20 protein-coding genes and 6 pseudogenes are annotated in these 25,894 nt (G+C 50.6%); 15 read left to right on the plus strand and 11 right to left on the minus strand.

The window, feature by feature from the left end:
• Positions 1-12: 12 nt before the first annotated feature.
• From ACUU1I_RS10275 to ACUU1I_RS10300, 6 genes and pseudogenes are all read left to right on the plus strand, one after another.
• On the plus strand, positions 13-1,035 hold the full coding sequence (locus ACUU1I_RS10275; RefSeq protein ID WP_001123164.1) for an iron ABC transporter substrate-binding protein: 1,023 nt from the start codon (positions 13-15) through the stop codon (positions 1,033-1,035).
• Positions 1,035-2,015, plus strand: a complete 981-nt coding sequence (locus ACUU1I_RS10280; protein WP_001223664.1) for a FecCD family ABC transporter permease — start codon at positions 1,035-1,037, stop codon at positions 2,013-2,015. The genes ACUU1I_RS10275 and ACUU1I_RS10280 overlap by 1 nt, the downstream gene beginning before the upstream one ends.
• Positions 2,012-2,770: an ABC transporter ATP-binding protein gene (locus tag ACUU1I_RS10285; protein ID WP_000173312.1), complete on the plus strand. Its 759-nt coding sequence runs from the start codon at positions 2,012-2,014 to the stop codon at positions 2,768-2,770. The genes ACUU1I_RS10280 and ACUU1I_RS10285 overlap by 4 nt, the downstream gene beginning before the upstream one ends.
• A 9-nt stretch (positions 2,771-2,779) precedes the next feature.
• Positions 2,780-3,589, plus strand: a complete 810-nt coding sequence (locus ACUU1I_RS10290) for a class I SAM-dependent methyltransferase (RefSeq protein ID WP_000903995.1) — start codon at positions 2,780-2,782, stop codon at positions 3,587-3,589.
• Positions 3,589-4,443, plus strand: a complete 855-nt coding sequence (gene modD / locus ACUU1I_RS10295; RefSeq protein WP_000576842.1) for a ModD protein — start codon at positions 3,589-3,591, stop codon at positions 4,441-4,443. Before ACUU1I_RS10290 ends, modD begins: the two co-directional genes overlap by 1 nt.
• Before the next feature lie 25 nt (positions 4,444-4,468).
• A pseudogene (locus ACUU1I_RS10300) lies at positions 4,469-6,423 on the plus strand (TonB-dependent receptor plug domain-containing protein).
• A gap of 49 nt (positions 6,424-6,472) precedes the next feature.
• Here the strand turns inward: ACUU1I_RS10300 and ACUU1I_RS10305 are convergent.
• Positions 6,473-6,727 carry a GlsB/YeaQ/YmgE family stress response membrane protein gene (locus tag ACUU1I_RS10305; RefSeq protein WP_000511315.1) on the minus strand — a complete coding sequence of 85 codons (255 nt, stop codon included), beginning with the start codon at positions 6,725-6,727 and terminating at the stop codon, positions 6,473-6,475.
• Between the two features lie 200 nt (positions 6,728-6,927).
• On the opposite strand from ACUU1I_RS10305, the gene ycgR reads away from it, so the two are divergent.
• Positions 6,928-7,662 (plus strand): flagellar brake protein YcgR, encoded by a 735-nt coding sequence (gene ycgR / locus ACUU1I_RS10310; protein ID WP_000020162.1) that lies wholly within the window; start codon positions 6,928-6,930, stop codon positions 7,660-7,662.
• Between the two features lies 1 nt (position 7,663).
• Here ycgR and emtA read toward each other — a convergent pair whose 3' ends face one another.
• The gene (emtA, locus tag ACUU1I_RS10315; protein WP_001295616.1) at positions 7,664-8,275 is read right to left on the minus strand and encodes a membrane-bound lytic murein transglycosylase EmtA; all 612 of its coding nucleotides are present in this window, start codon (positions 8,273-8,275) and stop codon (positions 7,664-7,666) included.
• A gap of 99 nt (positions 8,276-8,374) precedes the next feature.
• Here emtA and ldcA point away from each other — a divergent pair, with 99 nt between their 5' ends.
• The gene (ldcA, locus tag ACUU1I_RS10320; RefSeq protein ID WP_000051625.1) at positions 8,375-9,289 is read left to right on the plus strand and encodes a muramoyltetrapeptide carboxypeptidase; all 915 of its coding nucleotides are present in this window, start codon (positions 8,375-8,377) and stop codon (positions 9,287-9,289) included.
• Between the two features lie 94 nt (positions 9,290-9,383).
• Entirely contained in the window at positions 9,384-11,120 is a 1,737-nt protein-coding gene (locus ACUU1I_RS10325; RefSeq protein WP_000340206.1) for a potassium/proton antiporter, read from the plus strand.
• On the opposite strand, the pseudogene ACUU1I_RS10330 reads toward ACUU1I_RS10325, so the two are convergent.
• Positions 11,055-11,192, minus strand: a pseudogene (locus tag ACUU1I_RS10330) (hypothetical protein); the annotation flags it as partial. The gene ACUU1I_RS10325 and the pseudogene ACUU1I_RS10330 sit on opposite strands and share 66 nt — an antisense overlap.
• A gap of 537 nt (positions 11,193-11,729) precedes the next feature.
• On the opposite strand from ACUU1I_RS10330, the pseudogene ACUU1I_RS10335 reads away from it, so the two are divergent.
• Positions 11,730-13,156, plus strand: a pseudogene (locus ACUU1I_RS10335) (hypothetical protein).
• Positions 13,157-13,323: 167 nt separating this feature from the next.
• Here ACUU1I_RS10335 and dadX read toward each other — a convergent pair.
• A complete protein-coding gene (dadX, locus tag ACUU1I_RS10340) occupies positions 13,324-14,394 on the minus strand; it encodes a catabolic alanine racemase DadX (protein ID WP_000197829.1) in 1,071 nt (356 codons plus the stop codon).
• 9 nt (positions 14,395-14,403) lie between these two features.
• A complete protein-coding gene (dadA, locus tag ACUU1I_RS10345) occupies positions 14,404-15,702 on the minus strand; it encodes a D-amino acid dehydrogenase (RefSeq protein ID WP_001266896.1) in 1,299 nt (432 codons plus the stop codon).
• 329 nt (positions 15,703-16,031) lie between these two features.
• Here dadA and ACUU1I_RS10350 point away from each other — a divergent pair, with 329 nt between their 5' ends.
• Positions 16,032-17,564: a SpoVR family protein gene (locus ACUU1I_RS10350; RefSeq protein WP_000190824.1), complete on the plus strand. Its 1,533-nt coding sequence runs from the start codon at positions 16,032-16,034 to the stop codon at positions 17,562-17,564.
• 51 nt (positions 17,565-17,615) lie between these two features.
• Here the strand turns inward: ACUU1I_RS10350 and fadR are convergent, their stop codons facing one another.
• Positions 17,616-18,335 carry a fatty acid metabolism transcriptional regulator FadR gene (gene fadR, locus ACUU1I_RS10355; protein ID WP_000234823.1) on the minus strand — a complete coding sequence of 240 codons (720 nt, stop codon included), beginning with the start codon at positions 18,333-18,335 and terminating at the stop codon, positions 17,616-17,618.
• A gap of 220 nt (positions 18,336-18,555) precedes the next feature.
• On the opposite strand from fadR, the gene nhaB reads away from it, so the two are divergent.
• Together nhaB and dsbB are read left to right on the plus strand one after the other, a co-directional pair.
• Positions 18,556-20,097: a Na(+)/H(+) antiporter NhaB gene (gene nhaB / locus ACUU1I_RS10360; RefSeq protein ID WP_000406415.1), complete on the plus strand. Its 1,542-nt coding sequence runs from the start codon at positions 18,556-18,558 to the stop codon at positions 20,095-20,097.
• A gap of 145 nt (positions 20,098-20,242) precedes the next feature.
• Entirely contained in the window at positions 20,243-20,773 is a 531-nt protein-coding gene (gene dsbB, locus ACUU1I_RS10365) for a disulfide bond formation protein DsbB (RefSeq protein ID WP_000943462.1), read from the plus strand.
• 45 nt (positions 20,774-20,818) lie between these two features.
• Here the strand turns inward: dsbB and umuC are convergent.
• A pseudogene (gene umuC / locus ACUU1I_RS10370) lies at positions 20,819-22,085 on the minus strand (DNA polymerase V catalytic protein).
• The gene (locus ACUU1I_RS10375; protein WP_000897383.1) at positions 22,085-22,504 is read right to left on the minus strand and encodes a translesion error-prone DNA polymerase V autoproteolytic subunit; all 420 of its coding nucleotides are present in this window, start codon (positions 22,502-22,504) and stop codon (positions 22,085-22,087) included. Before ACUU1I_RS10375 ends, umuC begins: the two are co-directional and overlap by 1 nt.
• A gap of 372 nt (positions 22,505-22,876) precedes the next feature.
• Between ACUU1I_RS10375 and hlyE the strand changes: the two are divergent.
• A pseudogene (gene hlyE / locus ACUU1I_RS10380) lies at positions 22,877-23,777 on the plus strand (hemolysin HlyE).
• A 206-nt stretch (positions 23,778-23,983) separates the two neighbouring features.
• Here hlyE and ACUU1I_RS10385 read toward each other — a convergent pair.
• The 3 genes from ACUU1I_RS10385 to ACUU1I_RS10395 form a co-directional block, all read right to left on the minus strand.
• Positions 23,984-24,430, minus strand: coding sequence for a YcgN family cysteine cluster protein (locus ACUU1I_RS10385; protein WP_001306825.1), 447 nt, complete (start codon positions 24,428-24,430; stop codon positions 23,984-23,986).
• 91 nt (positions 24,431-24,521) lie between these two features.
• The gene (locus ACUU1I_RS10390) at positions 24,522-25,181 is read right to left on the minus strand and encodes a fumarylacetoacetate hydrolase family protein (RefSeq protein ID WP_000284272.1); all 660 of its coding nucleotides are present in this window, start codon (positions 25,179-25,181) and stop codon (positions 24,522-24,524) included.
• Positions 25,182-25,252: 71 nt separating this feature from the next.
• Positions 25,253-25,546, minus strand: a complete 294-nt coding sequence (locus ACUU1I_RS10395) for a YcgL domain-containing protein (protein ID WP_001297679.1) — start codon at positions 25,544-25,546, stop codon at positions 25,253-25,255.
• 241 nt (positions 25,547-25,787) lie between these two features.
• On the opposite strand from ACUU1I_RS10395, the pseudogene pliG reads away from it, so the two are divergent.
• Positions 25,788-25,894 (plus strand): annotated as a pseudogene (gene pliG / locus ACUU1I_RS10400) (g-type lysoyme inhibitor PliG); the annotation flags it as partial.

Here is a 25,894-nt window from a genome sequence, read left to right on the forward strand (position 1 = left end):
AGGATGTTCACCATGCCCATAACCAGACGGACGTTTGCGCAGGCACTTGCATCTACCCTGCTCCTGCAGTCTCTACCGTCCTTTTCACAAACAGTTAATCGTTTTGCTTCGCAATCTCTTCCCGAAGCCCAAAACATTACACGCATCGTCAGCGCAGGCGCGCCCGCCGATTTGCTATTGCTGGCTGTCGCGCCAGAAAAAATGGTCGGTTTTTCCTCTTTTGATTTTGCCCGTCAGGCATTAATTCCATTGCCAGAGCACATTCGCCAGTTACCCAGGCTGGGACGACTCGCCGGGCGCGCCAGCACACTATCGCTGGAAGGGCTTATGGCGTTACATCCCGATTTGGTCGTTGATTGCGGCAATACGGATGAAACCTTGATCTCCCAGGCACGGCAGGTTAGCGAACAGACACAAATCCCCTGGTTATTGCTTAACGGAAAACTGGCGCAATCAGCAGAACAGTTAACAACGCTTGGCAAAACGTTAGGCGAAGAGCACCGCGCCGCAGAACAAGCCAATCTCGCCAGCCACTTCGTTGGTGAAGCTCAGGCATTCGCCACCTCACCCGCCGCTAACCTCCGCTTTTATGCTGCGCGCGGTCCCCGAGGGCTGGAAACGGGCTTACAGGGTTCGTTGCATACCGAGGCGGCGGAATTATTAGGTTTGCACAACGTCGCGCAAATAGCCGATCGCCACGGCCTGACACAGGTTTCCATGGAAAATCTCCTGCGCTGGCAGCCGGATATTATTCTGGTTCAGGAGGCCGTTACTGCAGATTTTATTCGTCGTGATCCTCTCTGGCAGGGCGTGAAAGCCGTTGCGGAACAACGCATCTTATTTTTAAGTGGCTTGCCCTTTGGCTGGCTCGATGCCCCGCCGGGAATCAACCGTCTTCTGGGATTACGCAGACTTCACGCCTGGCTGGATCCCGCCATCAATCGCCAGTTTAAAAGTGACATGCAGCATTACGCCCAACTGTTCTGGCATTGTTCACTCAGTGATGCCGACTATCAAAAATTGGTGGCGAGCTAATGAGAATCGTAAACGGATGTATTTTGCTGCTGGCAGCTATCAGTATCACTTTTGCCGCCGTAAGTGGGGCTTATCATCTCGATATGCAGCAACTGCTGGCGCTAATTCTTCGTCAAGAAAATGTGTCTGTGCAGGAACAAATTGTCTTCTGGCAAATCCGCGTGCCGCGTATTCTTGCTGCGCTGTTACTGGGCGCAGCGCTGGCAGGAGCCGGAACCACCTATCAGGGAATGTTGCGTAATCCCTTAGTTTCACCGGATATTTTAGGCGTCTCCGCCGGTGCCGGACTTGGTGCCTGCGCGGCAATCCTGTGGGGATTACCCATTGTTTACATCCAGCTGTACGCATTTTGCGGCGAGCTGATGGTGGTCGCGGGCGTCTGGTTGATTACGCGTCGGGTGACCCGCCACGATCCGATCTTAACCCTGGTGCTGGTAGGCATTGCGTTAGGAACGTTGTGCGGAGCGGGGATATCGCCAATTAAAACGCTGGCCGATCCTTACACCCAGTTACCGTCAATTACCTTCTGGTTGCTGGGGGGACTGTCCACCGTGACCTTACGCGATCTCTGCTATGCTGCACCGATCATTCTCATAGGCTCCTTGCCCCTGTTTTTTCTCCGCTGGCGCATGAATTTACTCACGCTTTCCGACGACGAAGCCCGTTCGCTGGGACTGAACGTGACGCGTCTGCGCTTTGGATTGATTGTCTGCGCCACACTAATCACCGCCAGCACGGTAGCAATAGCGGGCATAATTGGTTGGATCGGTCTGGTCGTTCCGCACATTGCCCGCTTGTTGACCGGTCATAACCATCAGCAGCTGTTGCCTATGGCAATGTGTACTGGCGCTATTCTGCTCCTGCTTACCGATACGCTGGCGCGCAGCATTGGAACAACAGAAATCCCACTTGGCATTCTGACCGCTTTTGTTGGCGCACCGTTTTTCCTGCTTTTGTTGTTACGCGGAGGTCGCCAGTGACTTTGCTTGCCGTTCGTCATGCGTCTCTGGGTTACTCCCGCCATCCAGTGCTACGCGACGTGTCCTTCACCCTGTCGCAAGGAACAATTTGTTGTCTGCTTGGCGCGAATGGTTGCGGCAAAACCACACTCATGCGCTCCATTCTTGGCGTTATACCGTTATTAAAAGGCGAGATCCTACTGGATAGCCTCCCTGTGCAGACACTCAGCCATCGCCAGCGCGCACAGGCTATTGCCTGGGTGCCGCAGGCGCACGACGGTATTTTTGCTTTCAGTGTGCTGGATATGGTGTTGATGGGCCTGGCCCCCACCATAGGCGCTTTTTCCGTTCCCGGTAAGCAAGAACGCCTGAAAGCCACGGAGCAACTGGAAAAGCTGGGCATTTTGCATCTGGCGACACGACGCTGGAATACGCTTAGCGGCGGTGAACGTCAGCTGGCTTTAATCGCCCGTGCACTCGTCCAACAACCGCGCTTGTTGTTACTGGATGAGCCCGCCTCCAGCCTCGATTTCGGTCATCAGATCCAACTTCTGGACACGCTGGCGCAGCTCAAAAATAACGGCATGACAATGTTAATGTCGACTCACCATCCGCTCCATGCCAACGCCATTGCCGACAGCATTATCCAGGTAGAGCCAGATGGACGAGTAACACAAGGCTTACCGACCGAACAGTTAACAACGAACAAACTGGCGGCCCTGTATCGGGTTTCTGCCGACCAAATTCATCATCACCTCTCTGCAATTAGCCGCTAAGGAACAATCATGCTCATTGATGATATTGATTTTGCAGACCTTTATCTGCAGCAACTCAAACTGGCTCACCGCACAGAAAAAACGCCCGATCACTGGGATCAACGGGCGGAGAAAATGGCGGAAAATTGCGCCTCGCCAACGGACAGCTACCTGCAACAACTGATCGCTAAAATTGACCTGCAAGGCGCTCAGACCTTATTCGATATGGGCTGCGGACCAGGCACCGTATCGCTGGCGCTGGCTGACAAACTCACTACGGTTTATGGCGTTGATTACAGTCAGGGGATGCTGAACGTTGCCGCCCGCCGCGCCGCCGCACTGAAGGCTGACAATGTCCACTGGATCCAGCGCGCCTGGGAAGAGGACTGGAGTGACCTGCCACGCTGCGATATTGCCGTGGCTTCCCGCTCCACTCTGGTGGCTGATATGCGCCATGCAATGAGCAAACTGAATAATCAGGCACGGCTTCGCGTCTATACAACTCATCTGGTCAGCACCTCGTTCGTCTCTCCAGCCATTCAGCGGGCGGCTGGTCGGGAAGTGATCGAATTACCCAACTATATCTTTGCGCTCAACGTCCTGTATCAGATGGGAATTTATGCCCACGTTGATTTTATCCGTGGACAAAATTGCCAACAGGATAACAGCACCTGGGAACGTTTTGAGCAGAACGTCAGCTGGAGTCTTGGCGCGCTTAACGACGATGAGCGTGAGCGGTTATATCACTGGTATCAACAACAAGATGCTCGTGCCCTCGCCCCTGCCAGCCGCGACTGGGCGCTCATCTGGTGGGATAGCGTACCGCAGGAGGCACTGTGATGATTTTCCTTTCTCAGGCACAAATCGATGCGTTACTGCTGGAAGATATCCAGGGAGGTGACCTGACCACGCGAGCATTAAATATTGGACACCAGCCTGGCTATATAGCGTTTTTTCACCGTCAGGGCGGCTGCGTCAGCGGCGTTTCTGTCGCGTGTAAGATGTTAACTACGCTGGGATTAACTATTGATGACGCGGTCAGCGACGGTTCACAAGCGAACGCGGGTCAACGGCTAATCCGTGCGCAGGGTAATGCCGCAGCACTTCATCAGGGATGGAAGGCAGTCCAGAATGTGCTGGAGTGGAGTTGCGGTGTTTCTGATTATCTCGCTCAAATGCTGGCATTGCTTCGTGAACGTTATCCTGACGGCAATATCGCCTGCACCCGAAAAGCAATTCCGGGCACCCGCTTACTGGCTTCGCAGGCAATTCTGGCTGCCGGAGGACTAATTCATCGTGCCGGATGTGCGGAAACCATATTATTGTTTGCCAACCACCGCCATTTTCTTCATGACAATCAGGGCTGGTCAGGCGCAATCGCTCAGTTACGTCGCCACGCACCCGAGAAGAAAATTGTTGTTGAAGCCGACACGCCGAAAGAGGCTATCGCCGCGTTACGCGCACAACCAGACGTACTTCAGCTCGACAAATTTAGTCCGCAACAGGCAACTGAAATTGCGCAAATAGCGCCGTCGCTGGCTCCTCACTGCACGCTGGCTCTGACCGGCGGAATTAATCTGACGACACTCAAAAATTACCTCGACTGCGGCATTCGCCTTTTTATTACCTCCGCGCCTTATTACGCGGCACCAGCTGACATTAAAGTCAGTCTGCAACCCACAGCCTCTATTTAATTCTTTGTTAAACGGAATTTATTCTATGAGACTCAAAAAACGTTATCTCTGCACAGCATTATCACTTGCCTTTACCCAGCAGGCCGTAGCGGCTCAGGAGAGCGACACGCTGACCGTATGGTCCAGTCCGGTATCATCGACGACGACCACCGTTCTCGATCAACCCACCATGAAAGCCTTGGATAAACAGAATGTCGCTCAGGCATTAAGTGTCGTCCCCGGCGTGGTGCTGCAAAAGTCAGGCAGCCGCAACGAAGAACAGGTAAAAGTTCGTGGCTTTGATAGTCGGCAGGTGCCGGTCTATTTCGACGGTGTGCCCATTTATGTTCCCTATGACGGCAACCTCGATCTGGCGCGGGTTCTGACCAACAATCTGGGGGCAGTCGAAGTTTCCAAAGGGTATTCGTCGCTGCTTCATGGGCCTAATCAGATGGGCGGAGCCATTAATATCACCACCCTGAAGAAGCAAGTCTGGGATATCGCCAGGGATGGAGCCGTAGTCAGGACAATGCCTACGATATGCATGCTTCATTTGCCGCCAGCAGCGATCTTGGGTATTTGCAAGTCAGCGGTAGCCAGCTAAAGCAGGATTTTCTCGGCCTGCCGCATGGTGTAAATAATGATATTGCAGGCAAACACGGCAAGATGATTAATTCATCGGCTGATGATAAACGCGGCATTGTGAAGCTCGGTTTTACACCGCGCGAAAACGATGAATACACGCTGACTTACATTAAGCAGGATGGTGAAAAAGATAACCCGCCATACAGCGGAAATTGTGGTCAAAAATCACGCTACTGGCAGTGGCCAGAGTATGACAAAGAAAGTTTTTATTATCAGGGAGCGACCCAACTAAACGACCGTTTTACCCTGAAAAGTCGGCTGTATCGCGACACCTTTGAAAATACGCTGATGATGTACAACTCGCTGGCTGATTTGAAAAATAAAAAAGGCAGCTACAGCCATTATTCCGATTACAGCGACGGTGCCGGATTACAACTGGCAGCCGATGTGCGTGAAAACGATCTGCTGTCGTTTGCCGTTAACTGGAAAGATGACGTACACCGGGAAAAAGGTGCGCCGCACGCCGCTTACGATCGCTATGAAGATCGTACCTGGTCGCTCGCCAGTGAATATCAATGGGCTGCTGCTGATAATGTCGATGTCGTGGCGGGAATCAGCTATGACTGGCGCGATAGCGTAGAAGCGAAAAAACACGAGAAAGATGGCAGCATCACCCATTATGACGACAACAATCAGTCAGCTTTTAACTGGCAGGTGATGGGGAAATACCACTTTGCCAATGAAGACACTCTGGCGCTTTCGTACTATGACCGCACACGCTTTCCGACGCTGAAAGAACGCTATACCACATCCAAACCTGCGTATAACCAGATAGCGATTGTTAACCCGCAGCTCAAGCCGGAACGCGCTCGCGGGGTGGATTTAACCTGGAATGGTGCCTTCACGCGCGACTGGGGATTTGAGGTCAGCGTTTACTATAACCGGGTGAGTGATGCCATCCTCTCGCACAATATCAATGCCGATACCATTCAAAATCAGAACAGCGGCACGGTGGATTACAGCGGTCTGGATGCCGGTATTAAGGGGAAAATCAGCAATATACTGGATGTAGGATTGAGCTACGCTCTGATCCACGCTGACGCCAAACGCAAAGACATCGGCAAGATAACCGATCTTCCAACGCAGACAATGACCGCATGGATGACACTCAAACCATGGGAGCCGTTAAGCGTAACGCTGTCGGAAGAGGCGCGTTCCTCCAGCTACAGCAACAGTGACGGTTCACAAAAAGCCGCCGGTTTTGCGGTGACCCACATTCGAGCCGATTACACCTTAGGTCATGGCTTCAGCGTCAATGCGTCGGTCAATAACCTGTTTGATACCCAATATGCCTACAGTGAAGGGTTTATTGAAGAAGGTCGCAATTTCTGGGCAGGTGTCGAGTATACGTTCTGATGTGAAAGCGGATAGCGGCATCTGTATCGCTATCCGCCTTATGAAAATCTTATTCTCTTCGCAGGAGGCGGAATACGCCCAGTACCAGGATAGCGCCCACCACCGCCACTAGGAAGCTGTGCAAATTAAAACCGCTGATGGAGCCGCCAATGCCAAACATGGTCGCCAGCCAGCCGCCGACCACCGCACCGACTATCCCGAGAATACAGGTCAGGAAAAATCCACCACCATCACGCCCCGGCATGATTAGCTTGGCGATAATGCCGGCTATCAGGCCAAAAATAATCCAGGCAATAATTCCCATGTTCAGGCCCTCGTTTCGATGAATCGGTCGCAAGAAATGCTTACGTCAACGCTCTAAGTATAGGCAAGGGCGGGATCGATGCTGGGCGTTTGTCGGCTGATTTAAGAACAACATGTAAAAAATATTCACGCATTTGTATTAAGTTTTGTTAACTATGACCGATAAACCAAAGACAGTTTGTCAGTCAGGAGTTTTTCCGCGTGAGTCATTACCATGAGCAGTTCCTGAAACAAAATCCGTTAGCCGTCCTGGGCGTGTTACGCGATTTGCACAAAGCCGCAATTCCTTTGCGTCTCAGTTGGAATGGCGGGCAGCTGATCAGCAAAATACTGGCAATAACCCCGGATAAACTGGTGCTGGATTTCGGCAGTCAAGCCGAAGACAACATCGCCGTGCTAAAGGCACAGCACATTACCATTACCGCCGAAACTCAGGGTGCGAAAGTCGAGTTTACTGTTGAACAACTACAGCAGAGTGAATACTTGCAGCTTCCGGCATTTATTACCGTACCGCCTCCCACCTTATGGTTTGTACAACGACGCCGATATTTCCGCATCTCCGCCCCACTCCATCCGCCTTATTTTTGCCAGACCAAACTGGCGGATAACAGTACGTTACGTTTCCGCTTGTATGATTTGTCGTTAGGCGGCATGGGCGCATTACTGGAAACAGCAAAGCCTGCCGAATTACAAGAAGGTATGCGCTTCGCTCAAATTGAAGTCAACATGGGGCAATGGGGTGTTTTTCACTTTGACGCCCAGTTAATCTCCACCAGCGAGCGCAAAGTGATTGATGGCAAGAATGAAACCATCACCACTCCCCGTCTGAGCTTCCGTTTTCTTAACGTCAGCCCGACGGTGGAGCGGCAATTACAGCGGATTATTTTCTCTCTCGAGCGAGAAGCCCGGGAAAAAGCGGACAAAGTGCGCGACTGATTTACATCGCGTCCAGTGCCTGCTCAAGTTTGTAGATATAGCGCGGAGCCTGCGGCGCAGGATGATTTCGCGCTACGTGATCGAGGAACTCGTCAGCATCCAAATCGTTGATTTTGCTGATCGCCTTTTTCCGATCTGACGAGAAAGTCCGTAGCAGCGCACCTGCCCCGTTAGCGTATGACACCACCAGCGCATATTGCAGTACCTTCGGATCTTCAATGCCTGCCAGCGGGCCGGTTTCCAGAATATTCAGGTAAGCCGCCCCCATTGAAATATTACGCTCTGGATTTTTCAGCTCGCTGGTCGTCGGCTCACCACTCCAGCCCATACGGCGATAAACATCACGTCCGGAGGTTGAAGCTTTTAACTGCATCAAACCAATGGCATTCGATTTACTCACCGCGTTCGGATTACCACCCGATTCGATAGCGATAATCGCCGTGATCAATTGTGGATCGACGCCCCAGGCTGCACCGGCTTTCTGGCTTATTGGCATCCACTGCATCGCACGTTGCACCGGAACTTTCGCGTTCCACGGCGGGTTCGTATAGTCATGCTTTGATGAACAACCCGCTAATAACACAATCAAAAAGGCAAACCATCTCAATTTCACTTCTTCTATCCTTATAGCCTGGAATCGCCGTTGAGGTGACAACGGCACACCTAAGCGGCATGATATACATTTCGTTTCTGTTGTCAGCAAGGAATTGCCATGTCTCTGTTTCACTTAATTGCCCCATCGGGTTACAGCATTAAACAGCACGCCGCGCTGCGTGGTATCCAGCGCCTTACCGACGCGGGGCATCAAGTCAATAACGTCGAGGTTATTGCCCGTCGTTGTGAGCGTTTTGCGGGTACGGAAACGGAGCGTCTGGAAGATCTCAATTCCCTTGCCAGACTGACTACCCCCAACACCATCGTGCTGGCTGTACGCGGCGGTTACGGTGCCAGTCGTTTACTGGCAGATATTGACTGGCAGGCACTGGTGGCTCGCCAACAACATGACCCGTTACTCATTTGCGGACATAGCGATTTTACCGCCATTCAGTGCGGTCTTCTGGCGCAAGGCAATGTCATCACCTTTAGCGGCCCCATGCTGGTAGCAAACTTTGGTGCGGATGAACTGAACGCCTTTACCGAGCACCATTTCTGGCTGGCGTTACGCAATGAAACCTTCACCATTGAATGGCAAGGGGAAGGCCCGACATGTCAGACCGAAGGCACGTTGTGGGGAGGCAATCTTGCGATGCTGATTTCACTGATTGGTACACCGTGGATGCCAAAAATTGAGAACGGTATTCTGGTGCTGGAAGATATTAACGAGCACCCTTTCCGCGTCGAACGTATGCTGTTGCAGCTCTATCATGCGGGAATTTTGCCACGTCAGAAGGCGATTATTCTCGGTAGCTTTAGCGGCAGCACGCCCAATGATTATGACGCAGGTTACAACCTGGAGTCAGTGTACGCGTTTTTGCGTTCCCGCCTGTCGATTCCACTCATTACCGGCCTCGATTTTGGTCATGAACAACGCACGGTTACGCTGCCGTTGGGCGCACATGCCATTCTGAATAACACCCGGGAAGGCACTCAGTTGACGATTAGCGGTCATCCTGTTCTTAAAATGTAAAAAAATCACGCTTCAGGGCTAAGTAAAACGCTGTCTCTGCCGCTAATATGGTAGGGTTTATATAAGAGACAGCGTAATCAGGAGTAACCGACCGTTGGATGCCACAACAATAATTAGCCTTTTCATCTTAGGATCCATCCTTGTCACCAGCAGTATATTACTTAGTTCATTTTCTTCCCGTCTTGGCATTCCTATTCTGGTTATTTTTCTGGCGATCGGCATGCTGGCGGGAGTCGATGGCGTCGGCGGTATCCCGTTTGATAATTACCCCTTCGCCTACATGGTAAGTAACCTGGCGCTGGCGATTATTTTGCTCGACGGCGGGATGCGCACTCAGGCCAGTTCCTTTCGTGTGGCGTTAGGACCGGCGCTGTCGCTGGCGACGCTGGGCGTACTTATCACCTCTGGTTTAACCGGCATGATGGCGGCGTGGCTGTTTAATCTTGATTTGATTGAAGGCTTATTAATCGGCGCTATCGTCGGCTCCACCGATGCTGCAGCGGTCTTTTCTCTGCTGGGTGGTAAGGGGCTTAACGAACGTGTTGGCTCGACGCTGGAAATTGAATCCGGCAGTAATGATCCAATGGCGGTCTTTCTGACGATTACCCTGATTGCAATGATCCAGCAGCATGAAAGCAGTGTCAGTTGGATGTTCGTGGTCGATATTCTGCAGCAATTTGGCCTCGGGATTGTCATCGGTCTTGGCGGTGGTTATTTACTGCTGCAAATGATTAATCGCATCGCCCTGCCTGCCGGATTATATCCATTGCTGGCATTAAGCGGCGGTATTTTAATTTTTGCTTTAACCACGGCGCTGGAAGGCAGCGGTATTCTGGCTGTTTATCTGTGCGGTTTTCTGCTGGGTAATCGGCCGATTCGCAACCGCTACGGCATCCTGCAAAATTTCGACGGCCTCGCCTGGCTGGCGCAAATCGCCATGTTCCTGGTGCTGGGGCTATTGGTTAACCCAAGCGATCTGCTGCCTATTGCCATTCCGGCGCTCATTTTGTCGGCATGGATGATATTCTTCGCCCGTCCCCTTTCGGTATTTGCTGGATTGCTCCCTTTCCGCGGTTTCAATCTGCGTGAGCGCGTGTTTATCAGCTGGGTGGGATTACGCGGCGCGGTGCCAATCATCCTGGCCGTGTTCCCGATGATGGCGGGGCTGGAGAATGCGCGACTGTTCTTTAATGTCGCCTTCTTTGTGGTTCTGGTTTCACTGCTCTTGCAGGGAACATCACTCTCGTGGGCGGCGAAAAAAGCCAAAGTGGTGGTTCCGCCCGTCGGACGTCCGGTGTCACGCGTTGGCCTGGATATTCATCCGGAAAATCCGTGGGAGCAGTTTGTTTATCAATTGAGTGCTGATAAATGGTGTGTAGGTGCGGCACTGCGCGATTTGCATATGCCAAAAGAGACGCGTATTGCAGCCCTGTTTCGTGATAACCAGTTGCTTCATCCTACCGGCAGCACCCGACTGCGCGAAGGCGATGTATTGTGTGTAATTGGTCGGGAACGCGATCTCCCGGCGCTCGGTAAACTGTTCAGCCAGTCGCCACCGGTCGCGCTGGATCAACGCTTCTTTGGTGACTTCATTCTCGAAGCCAGCGCCAAATATGCTGATGTTGCGCTGATATATGGCCTGGAAGACGGGCGAGAATATCGTGATAAACAGCAAACGCTGGGTGAAATTGTCCAGCAGTTGCTAGGCGCGGCACCGGTTGTCGGTGACCAGGTAGAGTTTGCCGGGATGATCTGGACGGTGGCCGAGAAAGAAGATAATGAAGTGTTGAAGATTGGCGTTCGGGTGGCTGAAGAGGAAGCTGAATCTTAAATTTAATGCAGCATCTATCGCCGGATGCGATGCTTTACTGAACGCAGCCTGAGCCTGTAATAAACTTGTCATTTCCTGATTTTGATATGCTCATCCCAACATCAGAAGAAGGTTAAATTATGGATGACAAACCATTGCAGGCTCTGGCTAATGAACTCAAAACACCGGCTCAAGAAAGTCAGCGTAAGGGCTTTTTCCGACTGTAACAGGTAATAAAAACCAGCCCCGCATTACCGGTCAACCATCAGGGGCCCCTGCCTGACATCGCCTGAACATATTCCCCACGCAACCTGCCGCACTGACATAGCCCACACAATAGGCGTTTCATCCGCCTGTAGCACCGGATGCATGAGCGATTTCTTATAGTTATTCCTTTGCTTAATAACGATTATTTCCGGGTCGTTCACTCTCGTATTTTCTTTAATACGTCAGAGCTACCTAGGCCGTAATACAGCATGTACCAGACCCGACACGGCATTTCTGACCAGGGAAAAAGTCAACGATGAGTAGTGATATCAGCGCAAATGACGTCCTGTGGCTCCTTTGCGGTGACCACATTCACGTCTCCGGCGCTGCCAGAGGATATTTATTTCAAGGAAACGTAGCATTATGGCTAGCTTTAAAGACATCTGCCCATTCGCCCCCGCCATTCCCCCATCTTCCGTTAACCCAGACGTACGACGCCCGCCAGGGCGGCTCTTCCTGTCGGTGGAACTCAAGAATCAAATTTTGCAGAACATGAAGTATCTCAGCCCGCAAAAATTCAGCTGGGGTGATGCCCCCTGGCAGATCATTGACCTCAGTATCGCGGGCAAAGTGAACATACAGGTGGACAACAATACCATCATCACGTTGGGGACTCGCCTGAATCAGCAACATAACGAGTTCATGATGGTCGCCAAATGGTGCGAATGGGCTATACAGCAGGATGGTTTGCAAGAAAACCTGCAAAAAAACCTGTACGAAATCCTGGAAGAAAACCAGCAAAACAAACAGTCAGAAATTCCCCAAGAAGACCTGAAAGAAAGTCTGGAAGAAATCAAGGAAAATATCCTGGAAGAAAACCTGCCAGCAAGCCGGATTGAAAACCGGGCAGAAGCATTGCGCAGAATGAAGGAATGTCTCATTACAAGACGGAGTATGCTCAATCTTAGCAACCTGGGATTGACTTCACTCCCTGAGAATTTGCCTCCACATCTGATTGAATTTTACTGCAGTAAAAACGTGTTGACCGCGTTACCGAAGGTGATGCCAAAGTGGCTGCTGGTGCTTGACTGTACAGATAACGTCTTGATCTTGTTACCGAAGGTGCAGCCCTCAAAACTGATGGTACTGAAGTGCTATGAAAACTGTATTATCTGGCTGCCTGAGCTGTCGACTAACCTGAGAGTGATTAACTGTTCTGAAAACTTCTTGCAATTTTTACCGCCGTCGATGCCCCAGTACCTGTATAAACTATCCTGTGCCGGCAACAATATTAACTCAATACCTGATGAGATGCTGGAGAACTTGACTCGCCTGAAAGTATTTGACTGTTCTAGTAACGATTTGATCTCTTCACCACGGCTGCCGCCCAAACTAATAATTTACTACTGTGGAGAAAACAAGTTTAAAACGGTACAGGTGCCGCAGCCCCAGAGCCTGAAGGTGTTTGACTGTAATGGTAACCCGTGGGACAAAGACAATTTACCGACGCTGCTCAAAGCCGTCGAGGGCCTGAAAAAACAGCAGGGCCTGAAGGACCTTTTGGACTTTTTGCACAAGGAAGGCTAGGTTGACCTGGAAGGACTCGAGGAGCTGGAGGACCTTATGGATCTGGAGTTCCTGGATGACCCGGAACTCCTGGAGCGCGTGAAGGTACAGGAGGACCTGGAGCTCCTGGATCAACAGTTGGGCCTGTTGAGTCTGGAAAGACAACAGGACTCGCAGCCTGTTAATCAACAATCTGAACATGAACCCGAATCTGCATCAAGGGTGAAGCGTGATTTATCTAAGTCGACTCCGAGTCAACAATGAAGCGTAAGCGTTTTATGTAGAACGCCTGTGCGGCGAGTTCAGGTTCCGGGGAAATAGTGTCCATTCTTTTAATGGACACTATCATGGGCAATGGCTCTGTCACATTAACAACTACAGTTGCTGACCAGCCGGATGGATGATTTTTTCGCAACCAGAAGACGCTGCCTCCGATCCGGCTTACAACAAGTTACACTGTCACAACCGGGACGCGTAACGCCAGCGCGCACATCAACTCATAGCCCACCGTTCCGGCAGCGGCGGCGACATCATCAATTTTGATCTCCTTGCCCCACAGCTCAACCGGCGTACCAATCCCCGCCTGCGGGCAAGGCGTTAAATCAACCGCCAGCATATCCATCGAGACGGTCCCCACCGTCATGGTGCGCACGCCGTCCACTAAAACAGGAGTACCGGTAGGCGCATGGCGCGGATAACCGTCGGCGTATCCTGCGGCGACAATGCCGATTCGCTGTTCATCGCGCGCAGTATAGCGACCGCCGTAGCCCACACGCTCGCCCGCTTTTAGCGTCTGGACACCAATAATCTCACTGCTTAGCGTCATCACCGGACGTAATCCGGTATTGGCGATATCACGCCACTGACCGGACGGCGAAGCGCCATACAAAATAATGCCAGGCCGAACCCAGTCAAAATGCGCTTCCGGGTGCCACAGAGTCGCCGCCGAATTGGACAACGAACGCCGACACTCCAGCCCCTCCGCCGCCTGCTCAATACGCGCCATCGCGCCGGAAATTCCATCAGGATGTTCCGCTTCAGCAAAATGCGACATCAGGGTCATTTCGCCAACATTCGCCATTGCCCGCAACTGCTGCCAGACGGTAAGCACGCGATCGGGCTGGAAGCCCAACCGATTCATCCCACTGTTCACTTTAAGATAAATATCCAACGGTGCTTTTAGCCGCGCATTTTGCAGTGCTTTGAGCTGCCAGTTGCTGTGTACGCAGGTGGTCAGGCGGTGCTGGTCATAAATCTCCAGATCCTGAGCATGGAAAAATCCTTCCAGCATCAGGATCGGCCCCTTCCAGCCGCGCTCACGTAACGTTATTGCCTCTTCCAGGTTAAGTAATGCAAAGCCATCGGTGGCCCCGAGCGCGCTCCAGATACGCTCAATACCATGCCCGTAAGCGTTCGCTTTTACCACCGACCAGACGCGCGCGTGCGGCGCGGCCTGGCGGACAATGGACAGATTCTGTTTTAATGCCTGCAGATCGAGGCTGGCCTGTATCGGACGGGTCATCTCGTTTCCTTAGCTGTGTGCGCCATGTAAATGGCCCGGACGTGATGGCGTAAATCCACGGCTGTAGCGCGCTACGCTTAGATCCTCATATGGGATCGCTGGCGTGCGACCAGAGAGCAGATCGCTTAACAACTGACCGGAACCGCAAGCCATCGTCCAGCCGAGCGTGCCGTGACCGGTATTCAGCCACAGATTTTTAAAGCGTGTACGCCCGACAACCGGCGTACCGTCTGGCGTCATCGGGCGCAAACCCGTCCAGAAAGTCGCCTGCTCGACATGACCGCCGCGTGGATAGAGATCGCGAACCACCATTTCCAGCGTTTCACGACGCGGTTGCAACAGCTCGGTGTTAAAACCAACAATTTCCGCCATTCCGCCAACACGAATGCGGTTATCGAAACGGGTAATGGCGATTTTGTAGGTTTCATCAAGAATGGTGGATACTGGCGCACCATCTTCCTGCGCAATTGGAATAGTCAGCGAGTAGCCTTTCAGCGGATACACCGGAATATCAACAATGCCTTTGAGCATCGCCGTCGAGTAAGAACCAAACGCCATCACATACGCATCGGCCTTAATCACTTCATCGCCAAACTTCACGCCGTAGATTTGCTCGCCGTCGCAAAGCAGTTGGTCAACGGGCGTATTAAAGCGGAATTTAACCCCCGCCTGCTCTGCCATCCGCGCCAGATTCTGGGTAAACAGCTGGCAGTCTCCGGTTTCATCATTGGGTAACTGCAGGCCGCCCGTCAGTTTGTGCGCTACTTCTGCCAGCGCGGGATCCACTTCCGCCAGGCGGCTGGATTCCAGCAGCTGATACGGTACGCCGGCATCTTCCAGCACGGCGATATCGCGGGTCGCATTTTCATACTGTTGTTCGGTACGGAACAGTTGCAGCGTCCCACCCTGACGCCCTTCATACTGAATATTGGTTTCGGCGCGCAATGCTTTCAGGCAATCACGGCTGTATTCCGCCAGACGCACCATCCGCCCTTTGTTTTCCATGTAGTGGCTGGTGTCGCAGTTACGTAACATTTGCCACATCCATTTCAACTGAAACTGCGTACCGTCGAGACGAACCGCCAGCGGCGCATGGCGCTGGAACATCCATTTAATCGCTTTTAAAGGCACACCTGGTGCTGCCCACGGTGCAGCATATCCGGGGGAGATTTGCCCGGCATTCGCGGCACTGGTTTCCAGGGCGGCCCCCGGCTCCCGATCAATGACGGTGACCTCATGTCCTGCCTGATTTAAGTACCAGGCGCTGGCAACGCCTACCACACCACTTCCCAGTATGACAACTCGCATAGCCACTCCGATAACGGTAGATACAGTAAAAGAATAATAATCTAATTACATCTTGATAACTCAGTTGAAAATATTATTCAACATACGGCTTTTTTATGGTGAGCTGACTCACATCTCCCTGACTCTGCGGCAATATGGCGTCTTTAGTATCTCCTGCTGAACGCCCTTTTTATCCAGCATAAAATTCCGTTCAGAAGCGGATTAGTGGCACTCTGATAATAAGAAATCGCAAAGAAAAAAATTCTCCGGCGACGCGGTTTTTAACAGGTGTTCTATGCTTGAAATGAGGTGCTCCACACAGAGAGCGCCGACAACAATGAGGTGCGCGTATGGCGACGATCGATTCTATTAATAAGGACACCACACGTTTGAGCGATGGACCCGACTGGACGTTCGACCTGCTGGATGTTTATCTGGCAGAGATAGACCGGGTGGCGAAACTCTACCGGCTGGATACTTACCCGCACCAGATTGAAGTGATAACCTCAGAACAGATGATGGATGCCTATTCCAGCGTCGGCATGCCAATTAACTATCCGCACTGGTCATTCGGTAAAAAGTTTATCGAGACTGAACGGCTGTATAAGCACGGTCAGCAAGGGCTGGCCTATGAAATCGTCATTAACTCTAACCCGTGTATCGCTTACTTGATGGAAGAGAACACCATTACTATGCAGGCGCTGGTGATGGCACACACCTGCTATGGGCATAACTCTTTCTTTAAAAACAATTGCTTATTCCGCAGTTGGACCGACGCCAGTTCGATTGTCGATTATCTGATTTTTGCCCGTAAATATATTACCGAGTGCGAAGAACGTTATGGCGTTGATGAAGTAGAACGGCTTCTGGACTCGTGCCACGCGCTGATGAACTACGGCGTGGACCGGTACAAACGCCCGCAAAAAATCTCGCTGCAAGAAGAGAAAGCCCGGCAGAAAAGTCGCGAAGAGTATCTACAAAGTCAGGTCAATATGCTCTGGCGTACCCTGCCGAAGCGCGAGGAAGAGAAAACGGTTGCTGAAGCGCGCCGCTATCCGTCCGAACCACAAGAAAACCTGCTCTATTTTATGGAGAAAAATGCGCCACTGCTGGAATCATGGCAGCGTGAAATCCTGCGTATTGTGCGTAAGGTGAGCCAGTATTTTTATCCGCAAAAACAGACTCAGGTTATGAACGAAGGCTGTGCGACCTTCTGGCACTATACCATCCTTAACCATCTGTATGATGAAGGGAAAGTAACGGAACGTTTTATGCTGGAGTTTTTGCACAGCCACACCAATGTGGTCTTCCAGCCCCCCTATAACAGCCCGTGGTACAGCGGCATCAACCCGTATGCCCTCGGGTTCGCCATGTTCCAGGATATTAAACGGATTTGTCAGTCGCCAACGGAAGAAGACAAATACTGGTTCCCGGATATCGCCGGTTCCGACTGGCTGGAAACGCTGCATTTCGCGATGCGTGATTTCAAAGATGAGAGTTTTATCAGCCAGTTTCTGTCACCGAAAGTGATGCGTGATTTCCGCTTCTTCACCGTGCTGGATGATGATCGGCATAATTATCTGGAGATTTCCGCTATTCATAATGAAGAAGGTTATCGGGAGATCCGTAACCGGTTATCGTCGCAATATAACTTAAGTAATCTGGAGCCGAATATTCAGATCTGGAACGTGGATTTGCGCGGCGACCGTTCGCTGACGCTGCGTTATATTCCACATAATCGCGCACCGCTGGATCGGGGGCGCAAAGAAGTCCTGAAGCATGTGCATCGCCTGTGGGGATTTGATGTGATGCTCGAACAGCAAAACGAAGACGGCAGCATCGAGTTGCTGGAACGTTGCCCGCCAAGAATGGGAAATCTGTAAAAACAACAAAAAACCCCTCGTTTGAGGGGTTTGCTCTTTAAACGGAAGGGATTATCGCCCCTGAATGGCTAAATCACCCGGCAGATTTTTCTGCATCCGGTGCCAAATCTCGCCACTCTCATGCCCATAGCGACGCACTGTTTCGTACACCTGATCGTGCGCGCCTTCACTGCACAACGCCGACAGTTTGTGGTAGAAGCCCAGCGCCAGACTGCGCGCTTCCGGATTGGCGAAATAGTGACGACCAATGCGCGTATACAGCCCTTTCATCCCGTTAAGGATCAGACCGTAAATCGGGTTGCCGGAAGCAAACGCCAGGCCGCGGAATATGTTGTAATCCAGCTCGGCAAAGGCATCGGCGTGATCGGCCACTTCATTAGCGGTAGCCAGCACTTCCTGCGCTTTATCGGGATGCTGACGAAACGCGGTGCGAATAAAAATAGTGGAAATATTGGTACGCACCGACAGCAAATTATCAATAAGCTGCGGCACACTTTCGTGATCCAGTCGCGCCAGTGTTTCAAGGATATTTAAACCGGAAGTTTCCCAGAAATTATTCACCTTCGTCGGCTTGCCATGTTGAATGGTCAACCAGCCATCTCGTGCCAGACGCTGTAACACTTCACGTAACGTAGTACGCGTTACGCCAATTAATTCTGAAAGTTCACGTTCTGCGGGCAAAATAGTCCCGGGAGGGAAGCGGTTATTCCAGATACTTTCAATAATGTACTCTTCCGCGAAACCCGCCGGGCTTTGCGCCTTAATGACCATAGTGAGATTTCCATAACACAGCAAAACAAAGTTGGACTCATCATACCAGAGGGCTAACTACGCTGATAGCAGACAAAAAGAAGAAAAAGGGATCAAGGCTTCATTTTCCGCATCTCTTTCCCCTTGACTATCAAGACTTGCCTCACTCCTGCCTGACCGTTAAGCTTTGCGTTTAAACACAAAAACATCATTGATTATTTGTAAGGTAAGGGAAACCATCATGGAGATCTCCTGGGGCCGCGCGCTATGGCGCAATTTTTTGGGCCAGTCCCCCGACTGGTACAAACTCGCCCTCATCATTTTCTTAATCGTAAACCCGTTAATTTTCCTCATCAGCCCTTTCGTCGCGGGCTGGTTGCTGGTAGCGGAATTTATTTTCACTCTGGCGATGGCCCTGAAATGCTACCCGCTACTCCCCGGTGGTCTGTTGGCTATCGAAGCGGTATTCATCGGCATGACCAGCGCGGAACACGTCCGTGAAGGGGTGGCGGCAAATCTTGAAGTCTTGCTGTTATTGATGTTTATGGTGGCGGGTATCTATTTTATGAAACAGCTGTTGCTGTTCATATTTACCCGTTTGCTGTTAAGCATTCGCTCCAAAATGCTGCTGTCGCTCTCTTTTTGCGTGGCGGCAGCGTTCCTCTCCGCGTTCCTCGATGCCTTAACCGTCGTGGCGGTGGTGATCAGCGTTGCAGTCGGTTTTTATGGTATTTATCATCGCGTAGCCTCTTCCCGTACCGAAGACACCGACCTGCAAGACGATAGTCATATCGACAAGCATTACAACGTGGTTCTGGAACAGTTCCGTGGCTTTCTGCGTAGCCTGATGATGCATGCCGGTGTCGGCACCGCATTAGGCGGCGTAATGACCATGGTGGGCGAACCACAGAACCTGATCATCGCTAAAGCGGCTGGCTGGCATTTTGGCGATTTCTTCCTGCGCATGTCGCCGGTGACCGTTCCGGTTCTGATTTGTGGCCTGTTAACCTGCCTGCTGGTAGAGAAGCTGCGTTGGTTTGGCTACGGTGAAACGCTGCCGGAGAAAGTCCGCGAAGTGTTGCAACAGTTTGACGATCAAAGCCGCCACCAGCGTACCCGTCAGGATAAAATCCGTCTGATTGTCCAGGCGATTATTGGCGTCTGGCTGGTGACTGCGCTGGCGTTGCATCTGGCGGAAGTTGGCTTGATTGGTTTGTCAGTCATTATTCTGGCAACATCATTGACCGGTGTCACCGATGAACATGCTATCGGTAAAGCCTTCACCGAATCTCTGCCATTCACCGCACTGTTGACGGTGTTTTTCTCGGTAGTCGCGGTGATTATCGACCAACAACTGTTTTCGCCGATTATTCAGTTTGTGTTGCAGGCATCTGAACATGCTCAGCTGTCGCTGTTCTATATTTTCAACGGTCTGCTGTCATCCATTTCGGATAACGTCTTCGTGGGGACGATTTATATCAACGAAGCGAAAGCGGCAATGGAAAGTGGCGCTATCACGTTGAAGCAATACGAGCTGCTGGCGGTCGCCATTAATACCGGTACCAATCTGCCCTCTGTCGCTACGCCGAACGGTCAGGCTGCGTTCCTGTTCCTGCTGACCTCTGCACTCGCGCCATTGATTCGCCTCTCTTATGGCCGCATGGTGTGGATGGCCCTGCCTTACACCCTCGTACTGACACTCGTCGGCTTGCTCTGCGTCGAGTTTACGCTTGCCCCTGTAACCGAATGGTTTATGCAAATGGGCTGGATAGCAACGCTTTGATAACAACTTACCGGGCATATAAATGCCCGGTTTGCCTTTTCGCCCGATAATTGTCCAATTGCGTCCTATTTTTGCTGCCTCCTGGTGGCGCAGCGAATGAATTGGTTTAAACTGCGCACTCTATGCATATTGCAGGGAAATGATTATGTTGCGATTTTTGAACCAATGTTCACAAGGCCGGGGCGCGTGGCTGTTGATGGCGTTTACTGCTCTGGCACTGGAACTGACGGCGCTGTGGTTCCAGCATGTGATGTTACTGAAACCTTGCGTGCTCTGTATTTATGAACGCTGCGCGTTATTCGGCGTTCTGGGTGCTGCGCTGATTGGCGCGATCGCCCCGAAAACTCCGCTGCGTTATGTAGCGATGGTTATCTGGTTGTATAGTGCGTTCCGCGGTGTGCAGTTAACTTACGAGCACACCATGCTTCAGCTCTATCCTTCGCCATTTGCCACCTGTGATTTTATGGTTCGTTTCCCGGAATGGCTGCCGCTGGATAAATGGGTGCCGCAAGTGTTTGTCGCCTCTGGCGATTGCGCCGAGCGTCAGTGGGATTTTTTAGGTATGGAAATGCCGCAGTGGCTGCTCGGTATTTTTATCGCTTACCTGATTGTCGCGGTGCTGGTGGTGATTTCCCAGCCGTTTAAAGCGAAAAAACGTGATCTGTTCGGTCGCTAATCCATTCGGCGCTCCTGCGGGAACGCTTTTTTCCTGCCGCTATATTTATTTGACCCGCAGTAAATCAGAACTTCGCGTTGTATAACGTGGTGAAAGCATAGCTCGCTTCATCTGCCATTGCTGTTGGATCCCCTGCCCGGCAAAATAGAGTGTTCCTCTGCCCTCTTTAGCATTCAGAGTATCCATTACCGCCATCAATTGCTCACTCCCGGGGCGCGGTGCATTGTCATCGAATAAATTGAGCTGCGCGACTCCCTGACTGAAGAAATCCCCCAGCATCACGCCCGCTTTTTGGTAGCGATGGCCCGCTTGCCAGATGGCATCCAGAGATCGCGTAGCAGCGTTAATGATATCCCTGCTGTCCTGAGTGGGCGTCAGCAGTTTTACCGACGTGCTATTGCCGTAATAAGGTTCATTGAGCGCAAATGGTGACGTCTTAATAAATGTGGAGATAAACCGACAATATTGATGCTCACTGCGAAGTTTTTCCGCCGCCCGGGCAGCGTAACTACAAATGGCCTGCCGCATCGACGTATAATCCGTGATGCGTTCACCAAACGAGCGGGAACAGATAATTTCCTGCTTCGTCGGTGCAAACTCTTCCAGTTGCAAACAGGGTTCGCCGCGCAGTTCACGCACCGTTCTTTCGAGCATGACATTAAAATGTTTACGGATAAACCGGATATCTGTATCCGCCAAATCGAGAACGGTTTTGATCCCCATCGCGTCCAGTTTTTTGCTGATCCGCCGTCCAATCCCCCAGACGTCATCCACGGGGAGAGCAGACATTAATTTACGCTGGCGTTCCAGATTTGATAAATCCACCACCCCACCCGTCTGCCGCTGCCATTTTTTTGCCGCATGATTGGCAAGCTTAGCCAACGTTTTGGTCTGGGCGATCCCCACACCAACAGTAAGATGGGTACGTTGTAGCACCGTTGCGCGAATTTCTCTGCCAAAATCAGTCAGATCGCGACAATTACGCACACCTGTCAGATCGCAGAATGCTTCATCAATACTGTAAATCTCGACGCGGGGCGATAGTTCTTCCAGCGTCGACATCACCCGATTGCTCATGTCTGCGTAAAGCTCATAATTGCTGCTAAAGCAAACCACACCACAGCGACGAAACAGATCTTTTTGTTTGAACCAGGGATCGCCCATTTTAACGCCCAGCGCCTTTGCCTCAGCGTTTCGGGCGATAACGCAACCGTCATTATTCGATAGCACAACCACCGGTACCCCATAAATCAGGGCGAAACACCGTCTCACAGCTGGCATAAAACGCGTTTACATCACAGAGGGCAAACATCAGCGCATCGCCTTAACGACGTGGATCACCACACCAAAGACATCCAGCGTATCTTCGCTACTGATGGTAATGGGCGAGTACGCACTGTTCATGGGAATAAGCTGTACCGTCGGGCGTAGTTGCAATTTTTTCACCGTAAACTCGCCGTCAACAGCAGCGATGACAATATCACCATGGCTGGCGGTAATAGCGCTATCGACAATCAGTAAATCACCGTCACTAATTCCACCATCAATCATAGAATCACCACTTGCTTTGACGAAGTAAGTCGCGCTGGGATGCTGGATCAACCGTTGATTCAGATCGATGCGCTGTTCAACGTAATCTGCTGCCGGTGAAGGAAAGCCACACTGAACAAGATCGCTAAATAGCGGAAAAGTCACAATTTCGCGGAGATCCGCAGGCTTGATAAACAACATAATAATCTGCCTGAAGCTATACTGTTTTTATATACAGTAGTCTGTTCTTGCCAGCAGATCAATACTGATTCAGGCTATCAATATTTGTCGCTGCATAGACTGCTGATTTTTCGTTCTCTTATCCTGTGCTCACGTGGCCTTCTGGCGACGACGCTCATCCAGCAGAAATGAAAAATATCACCCGGCAAAAAAATAGAATAGAAGCATTCGCCATAATGACATTAAACATTGTTTGATATTTATCATATTAATAGAAATAAAGACATTGACGCATCCCGCCCGGCTAACTATGAATTAGATGAAGTAAAATTTATTAATAGTTGTAAAACAGGAGTTTCATTACAATTTATATATTTAAAGAGGCGAATGATTATGACTGAAATCGTTGCAGATAAAACGGTAGAAGTAGTTAAAAACGCAATCGAAACCGCAGATGGAGCATTAGATCTTTATAATAAATATCTCGATCAGGTCATCCCCTGGCAGACCTTTGATGAAACCATAAAAGAGTTAAGTCGCTTTAAACAGGAGTATTCACAGGCAGCCTCCGTTTTAGTCGGCGATATTAAAACCTTACTTATGGATAGCCAGGATAAGTATTTTGAAGCAACCCAAACAGTGTATGAATGGTGTGGTGTTGCGACGCAATTGCTCGCAGCGTATATTTTGCTATTTGATGAGTACAATGAGAAGAAAGCATCCGCCCCTCATTAAGGTACTGGATGACGGCATCACGAAGCTGAATGAAGCGCAAAAATCCCTGCTGGTAAGCTCACAAAGTTTCAACAACGCTTCCGGGAAACTGCTGGCGTTAGATAGCCAGTTAACCAATGATTTTTCAGAAAAAAGCAGCTATTTCCAGTCACAGGTAGATAAAATCAGGAAGGAAGCGTATGCCGGTGCCGCAGCCGATGTCGTCGCCGGTCCATTTGGTTTAATCATTTCCTATTCTATTGCTGCGGGCGTAGTTGAAGGGAAACTGATTCCAGAATTGAAGAACAAGTTAAAATCTGTGCAGAGTTTCTTTACCACCCTGTCTAACACGGTTAAACAAGCGAATAAAGATATCGATGCCGCCAAATTGAAATTAACCACCGAAATAGCCGCCATCGGGGAGATAAAAACGGAAACTGAAACAACCAGATTCTATGTTGATTATGATGATTTAATGCTTTCTTTGCTAAAAGAAGCGGCCAAAAAAATGATTAACACCTGTAATGAGTATCAGAAAAGACACGGTAAAAAGACACTCTTTGAAGTACCTGAAGTCTGATAAGCGATTATTCTCTCCATGTACTCAAGGTATAAGGTTTATCACATTTAAAAACACAGACGTTTTTTAAAGATTGAGAGTTACCTGTTGATAATAAGGTATCGGGTAACTCTCATTATGACAGAGCGCTTTCAAAAACAGGGCTACGAAATGGCGAGCATCCAGACGTATATTAAGAAAGCCCCCATCAGCATCTATTAAATTTATCACTGCGCCCAGTCAGGTTTATTTAAGATATGATCCTGCCAGTCAATCACTTCTGATTCTTTCACTGCGATATGACGCACAGAGATACGTTCACCATGCATTGCCGCTTTCGAACCAGTAAGTAGCGGATGCCACGCAGGTAAATCTTTACCTTCCGCCAGCAACCGATAAGCGCAGGTCATTGGCAGCCATTCGAATGTTGGCAGATTTTCACGGGTTAATTTAATGCAGTCGGGTTCAAACTCGAAACGACGTTCGTAGTTCCGACATTGACAGGTTTTAATATTGAGCTGGCGACAGGCGACGTTAGTGAAGTAGATTTCGTCGGTGTCTTCATCCATCAGTTTATGCAGGCAACACTGACCGCAACCATCACACAACGACTCCCATTCCGCATCGCTCATTTCGTCCAGGGTTTTACTTTGCCAGAAAGGTACATCGCTCATCAGGTGTTCCGCCATTACGTTAAAACGCACCTTATAACCAGTCTGGCACAGCGATGCAAGTTTTGCCGCCGCTTTCTGGCGGCAAAAAGTATTACAAAACGCGAGTTGTCAAAGAATGCCCATCGAAAGTGACTGTCAGCTCATCACCGCTTTGCAACGGGCCGACGCCATCAGGCGTGCCTGTCAACACAACGTCACCGGCCTTGAGGGTAAAAAACTTGCTCATATAAGCGATCAACGGAACGATTTTATGGATCATGTCCGCAGTCGTACCTTGCTGGCGTTTTTCGCCGTTTACGCTCAGGCCCAGCGTTGTATTTTGTGGATCGCCGGTAAATTCCGCCGCGGGGATAAACCCGGAAAGCGGACAAGAGTTATCAAACGCTTTAGCCTTTTCCCACGGCTGCCCGGCTTTCTTCATTTTTCCCTGAACATCACGCAATGTCAGATCAAGCGCCACGCCGTAACCGGCAATGGCTTTGCGGACATGCTCTTCCGTTGCCTGACGCAGCGTCGCGCCAATCAACACCGCCAGTTCGACTTCATGATGAACTGAACCGAAATCGGATGGGATCGCCAATGGCTGCCGCAGATCGCACAGTGCCGTTTCTGGTTTAATAAACAGCACTGGCTCTTCGGGCACTGCGCTGCCCATCTCTTTAATATGTTTGGCATAGTTACTGCCAACACAGACTACTTTACTCACCGGATAATCCAGCAGCGCACCTTGCCAGTTGTGATGTTGATACATAACGTTCCCCTCACCTTATCGTGGATATGAAAACCCGCGCCGACAAAGATAATGCCACCGCCGGATATCGGTTATTTGTTAGTGTCGTCTGTTTTCTGCCCCATGACGGAAAGATGTTGCTTCAGCAAATCTTCGGGTGGTGGCGGTAACTGCAAATAGTAACCTTGCTCGGTTAATGCCAGTTTAACCTTTTCAATATCAGCATTGACCAGTTTCTTCCGCCCATCCAACGGCAGAATCATCGCTAACTGAGGCTGACCAAAACCTTTCATCAGTTCCTCAGGAACACGCGAAAAATCGTCTTTTTTTTCGACATATAAATAGGTCTGGTCACGCTTGCTGCTTCGATAAATCACACAAAACATACTTTTACTCTTTAAGATGCCAGGTTTTGGCATAAGCTAACATCAATGAAACCCGCGCCACAAGCCAGCCAGCTGTAGATTTCTGCGGTTTGTTGAGTCCATGCCCCTTTATAAGTAATCCCCCCGGCAAAAAATGCCGCGCCGGGATTTTACCGAACGCAGAAAAGCCACTGGAATTCTCCCGTAAGGGATTGTTATATTATAACAGTTCATCGTACTCATTCTGAACAGGAGACTACCAATGAAAATCAAGAGCATCAGTAAGGCTGTATTGCTGCTTGCACTGCTAACCTCCACGAGCTTTGCTGCGGGTAAGAATGTCAATGTTGAGTTCAGCAAAGGCCATAG

Source organism: Shigella sp. SIG3, from assembly GCF_053555855.1.

What these genes read in the sequence shown, in the direction of transcription:
- ACUU1I_RS10275 (WP_001123164.1), top strand. Translation starts at nt 13, where the DNA reads ATGCCCATAACCAGACGGACGTTTGCGCAGGCACTTGCATCTACCCTG.
- ACUU1I_RS10280 (WP_001223664.1), top strand. Translation starts at nt 1,035, where the DNA reads ATGAGAATCGTAAACGGATGTATTTTGCTGCTGGCAGCTATCAGTATC.
- ACUU1I_RS10290 (WP_000903995.1), top strand. Translation starts at nt 2,780, where the DNA reads ATGCTCATTGATGATATTGATTTTGCAGACCTTTATCTGCAGCAACTC.
- modD (WP_000576842.1), top strand. Translation starts at nt 3,589, where the DNA reads ATGATTTTCCTTTCTCAGGCACAAATCGATGCGTTACTGCTGGAAGAT.
- ACUU1I_RS10305 (WP_000511315.1), bottom strand. Translation starts at nt 6,727, where the DNA reads ATGGGAATTATTGCCTGGATTATTTTTGGCCTGATAGCCGGCATTATC.
- ldcA (WP_000051625.1), top strand. Translation starts at nt 8,375, where the DNA reads ATGTCTCTGTTTCACTTAATTGCCCCATCGGGTTACAGCATTAAACAG.
- dadX (WP_000197829.1), bottom strand. Translation starts at nt 14,394, where the DNA reads ATGACCCGTCCGATACAGGCCAGCCTCGATCTGCAGGCATTAAAACAG.
- dadA (WP_001266896.1), bottom strand. Translation starts at nt 15,702, where the DNA reads ATGCGAGTTGTCATACTGGGAAGTGGTGTGGTAGGCGTTGCCAGCGCC.
- ACUU1I_RS10350 (WP_000190824.1), top strand. Translation starts at nt 16,032, where the DNA reads ATGGCGACGATCGATTCTATTAATAAGGACACCACACGTTTGAGCGAT.
- fadR (WP_000234823.1), bottom strand. Translation starts at nt 18,335, where the DNA reads ATGGTCATTAAGGCGCAAAGCCCGGCGGGTTTCGCGGAAGAGTACATT.
- nhaB (WP_000406415.1), top strand. Translation starts at nt 18,556, where the DNA reads ATGGAGATCTCCTGGGGCCGCGCGCTATGGCGCAATTTTTTGGGCCAG.
- dsbB (WP_000943462.1), top strand. Translation starts at nt 20,243, where the DNA reads ATGTTGCGATTTTTGAACCAATGTTCACAAGGCCGGGGCGCGTGGCTG.
- ACUU1I_RS10375 (WP_000897383.1), bottom strand. Translation starts at nt 22,504, where the DNA reads ATGTTGTTTATCAAGCCTGCGGATCTCCGCGAAATTGTGACTTTTCCG.
- ACUU1I_RS10385 (WP_001306825.1), bottom strand. Translation starts at nt 24,430, where the DNA reads ATGAGCGATGTACCTTTCTGGCAAAGTAAAACCCTGGACGAAATGAGC.
- ACUU1I_RS10390 (WP_000284272.1), bottom strand. Translation starts at nt 25,181, where the DNA reads ATGTATCAACATCACAACTGGCAAGGTGCGCTGCTGGATTATCCGGTG.
- ACUU1I_RS10395 (WP_001297679.1), bottom strand. Translation starts at nt 25,546, where the DNA reads ATGTTTTGTGTGATTTATCGAAGCAGCAAGCGTGACCAGACCTATTTA.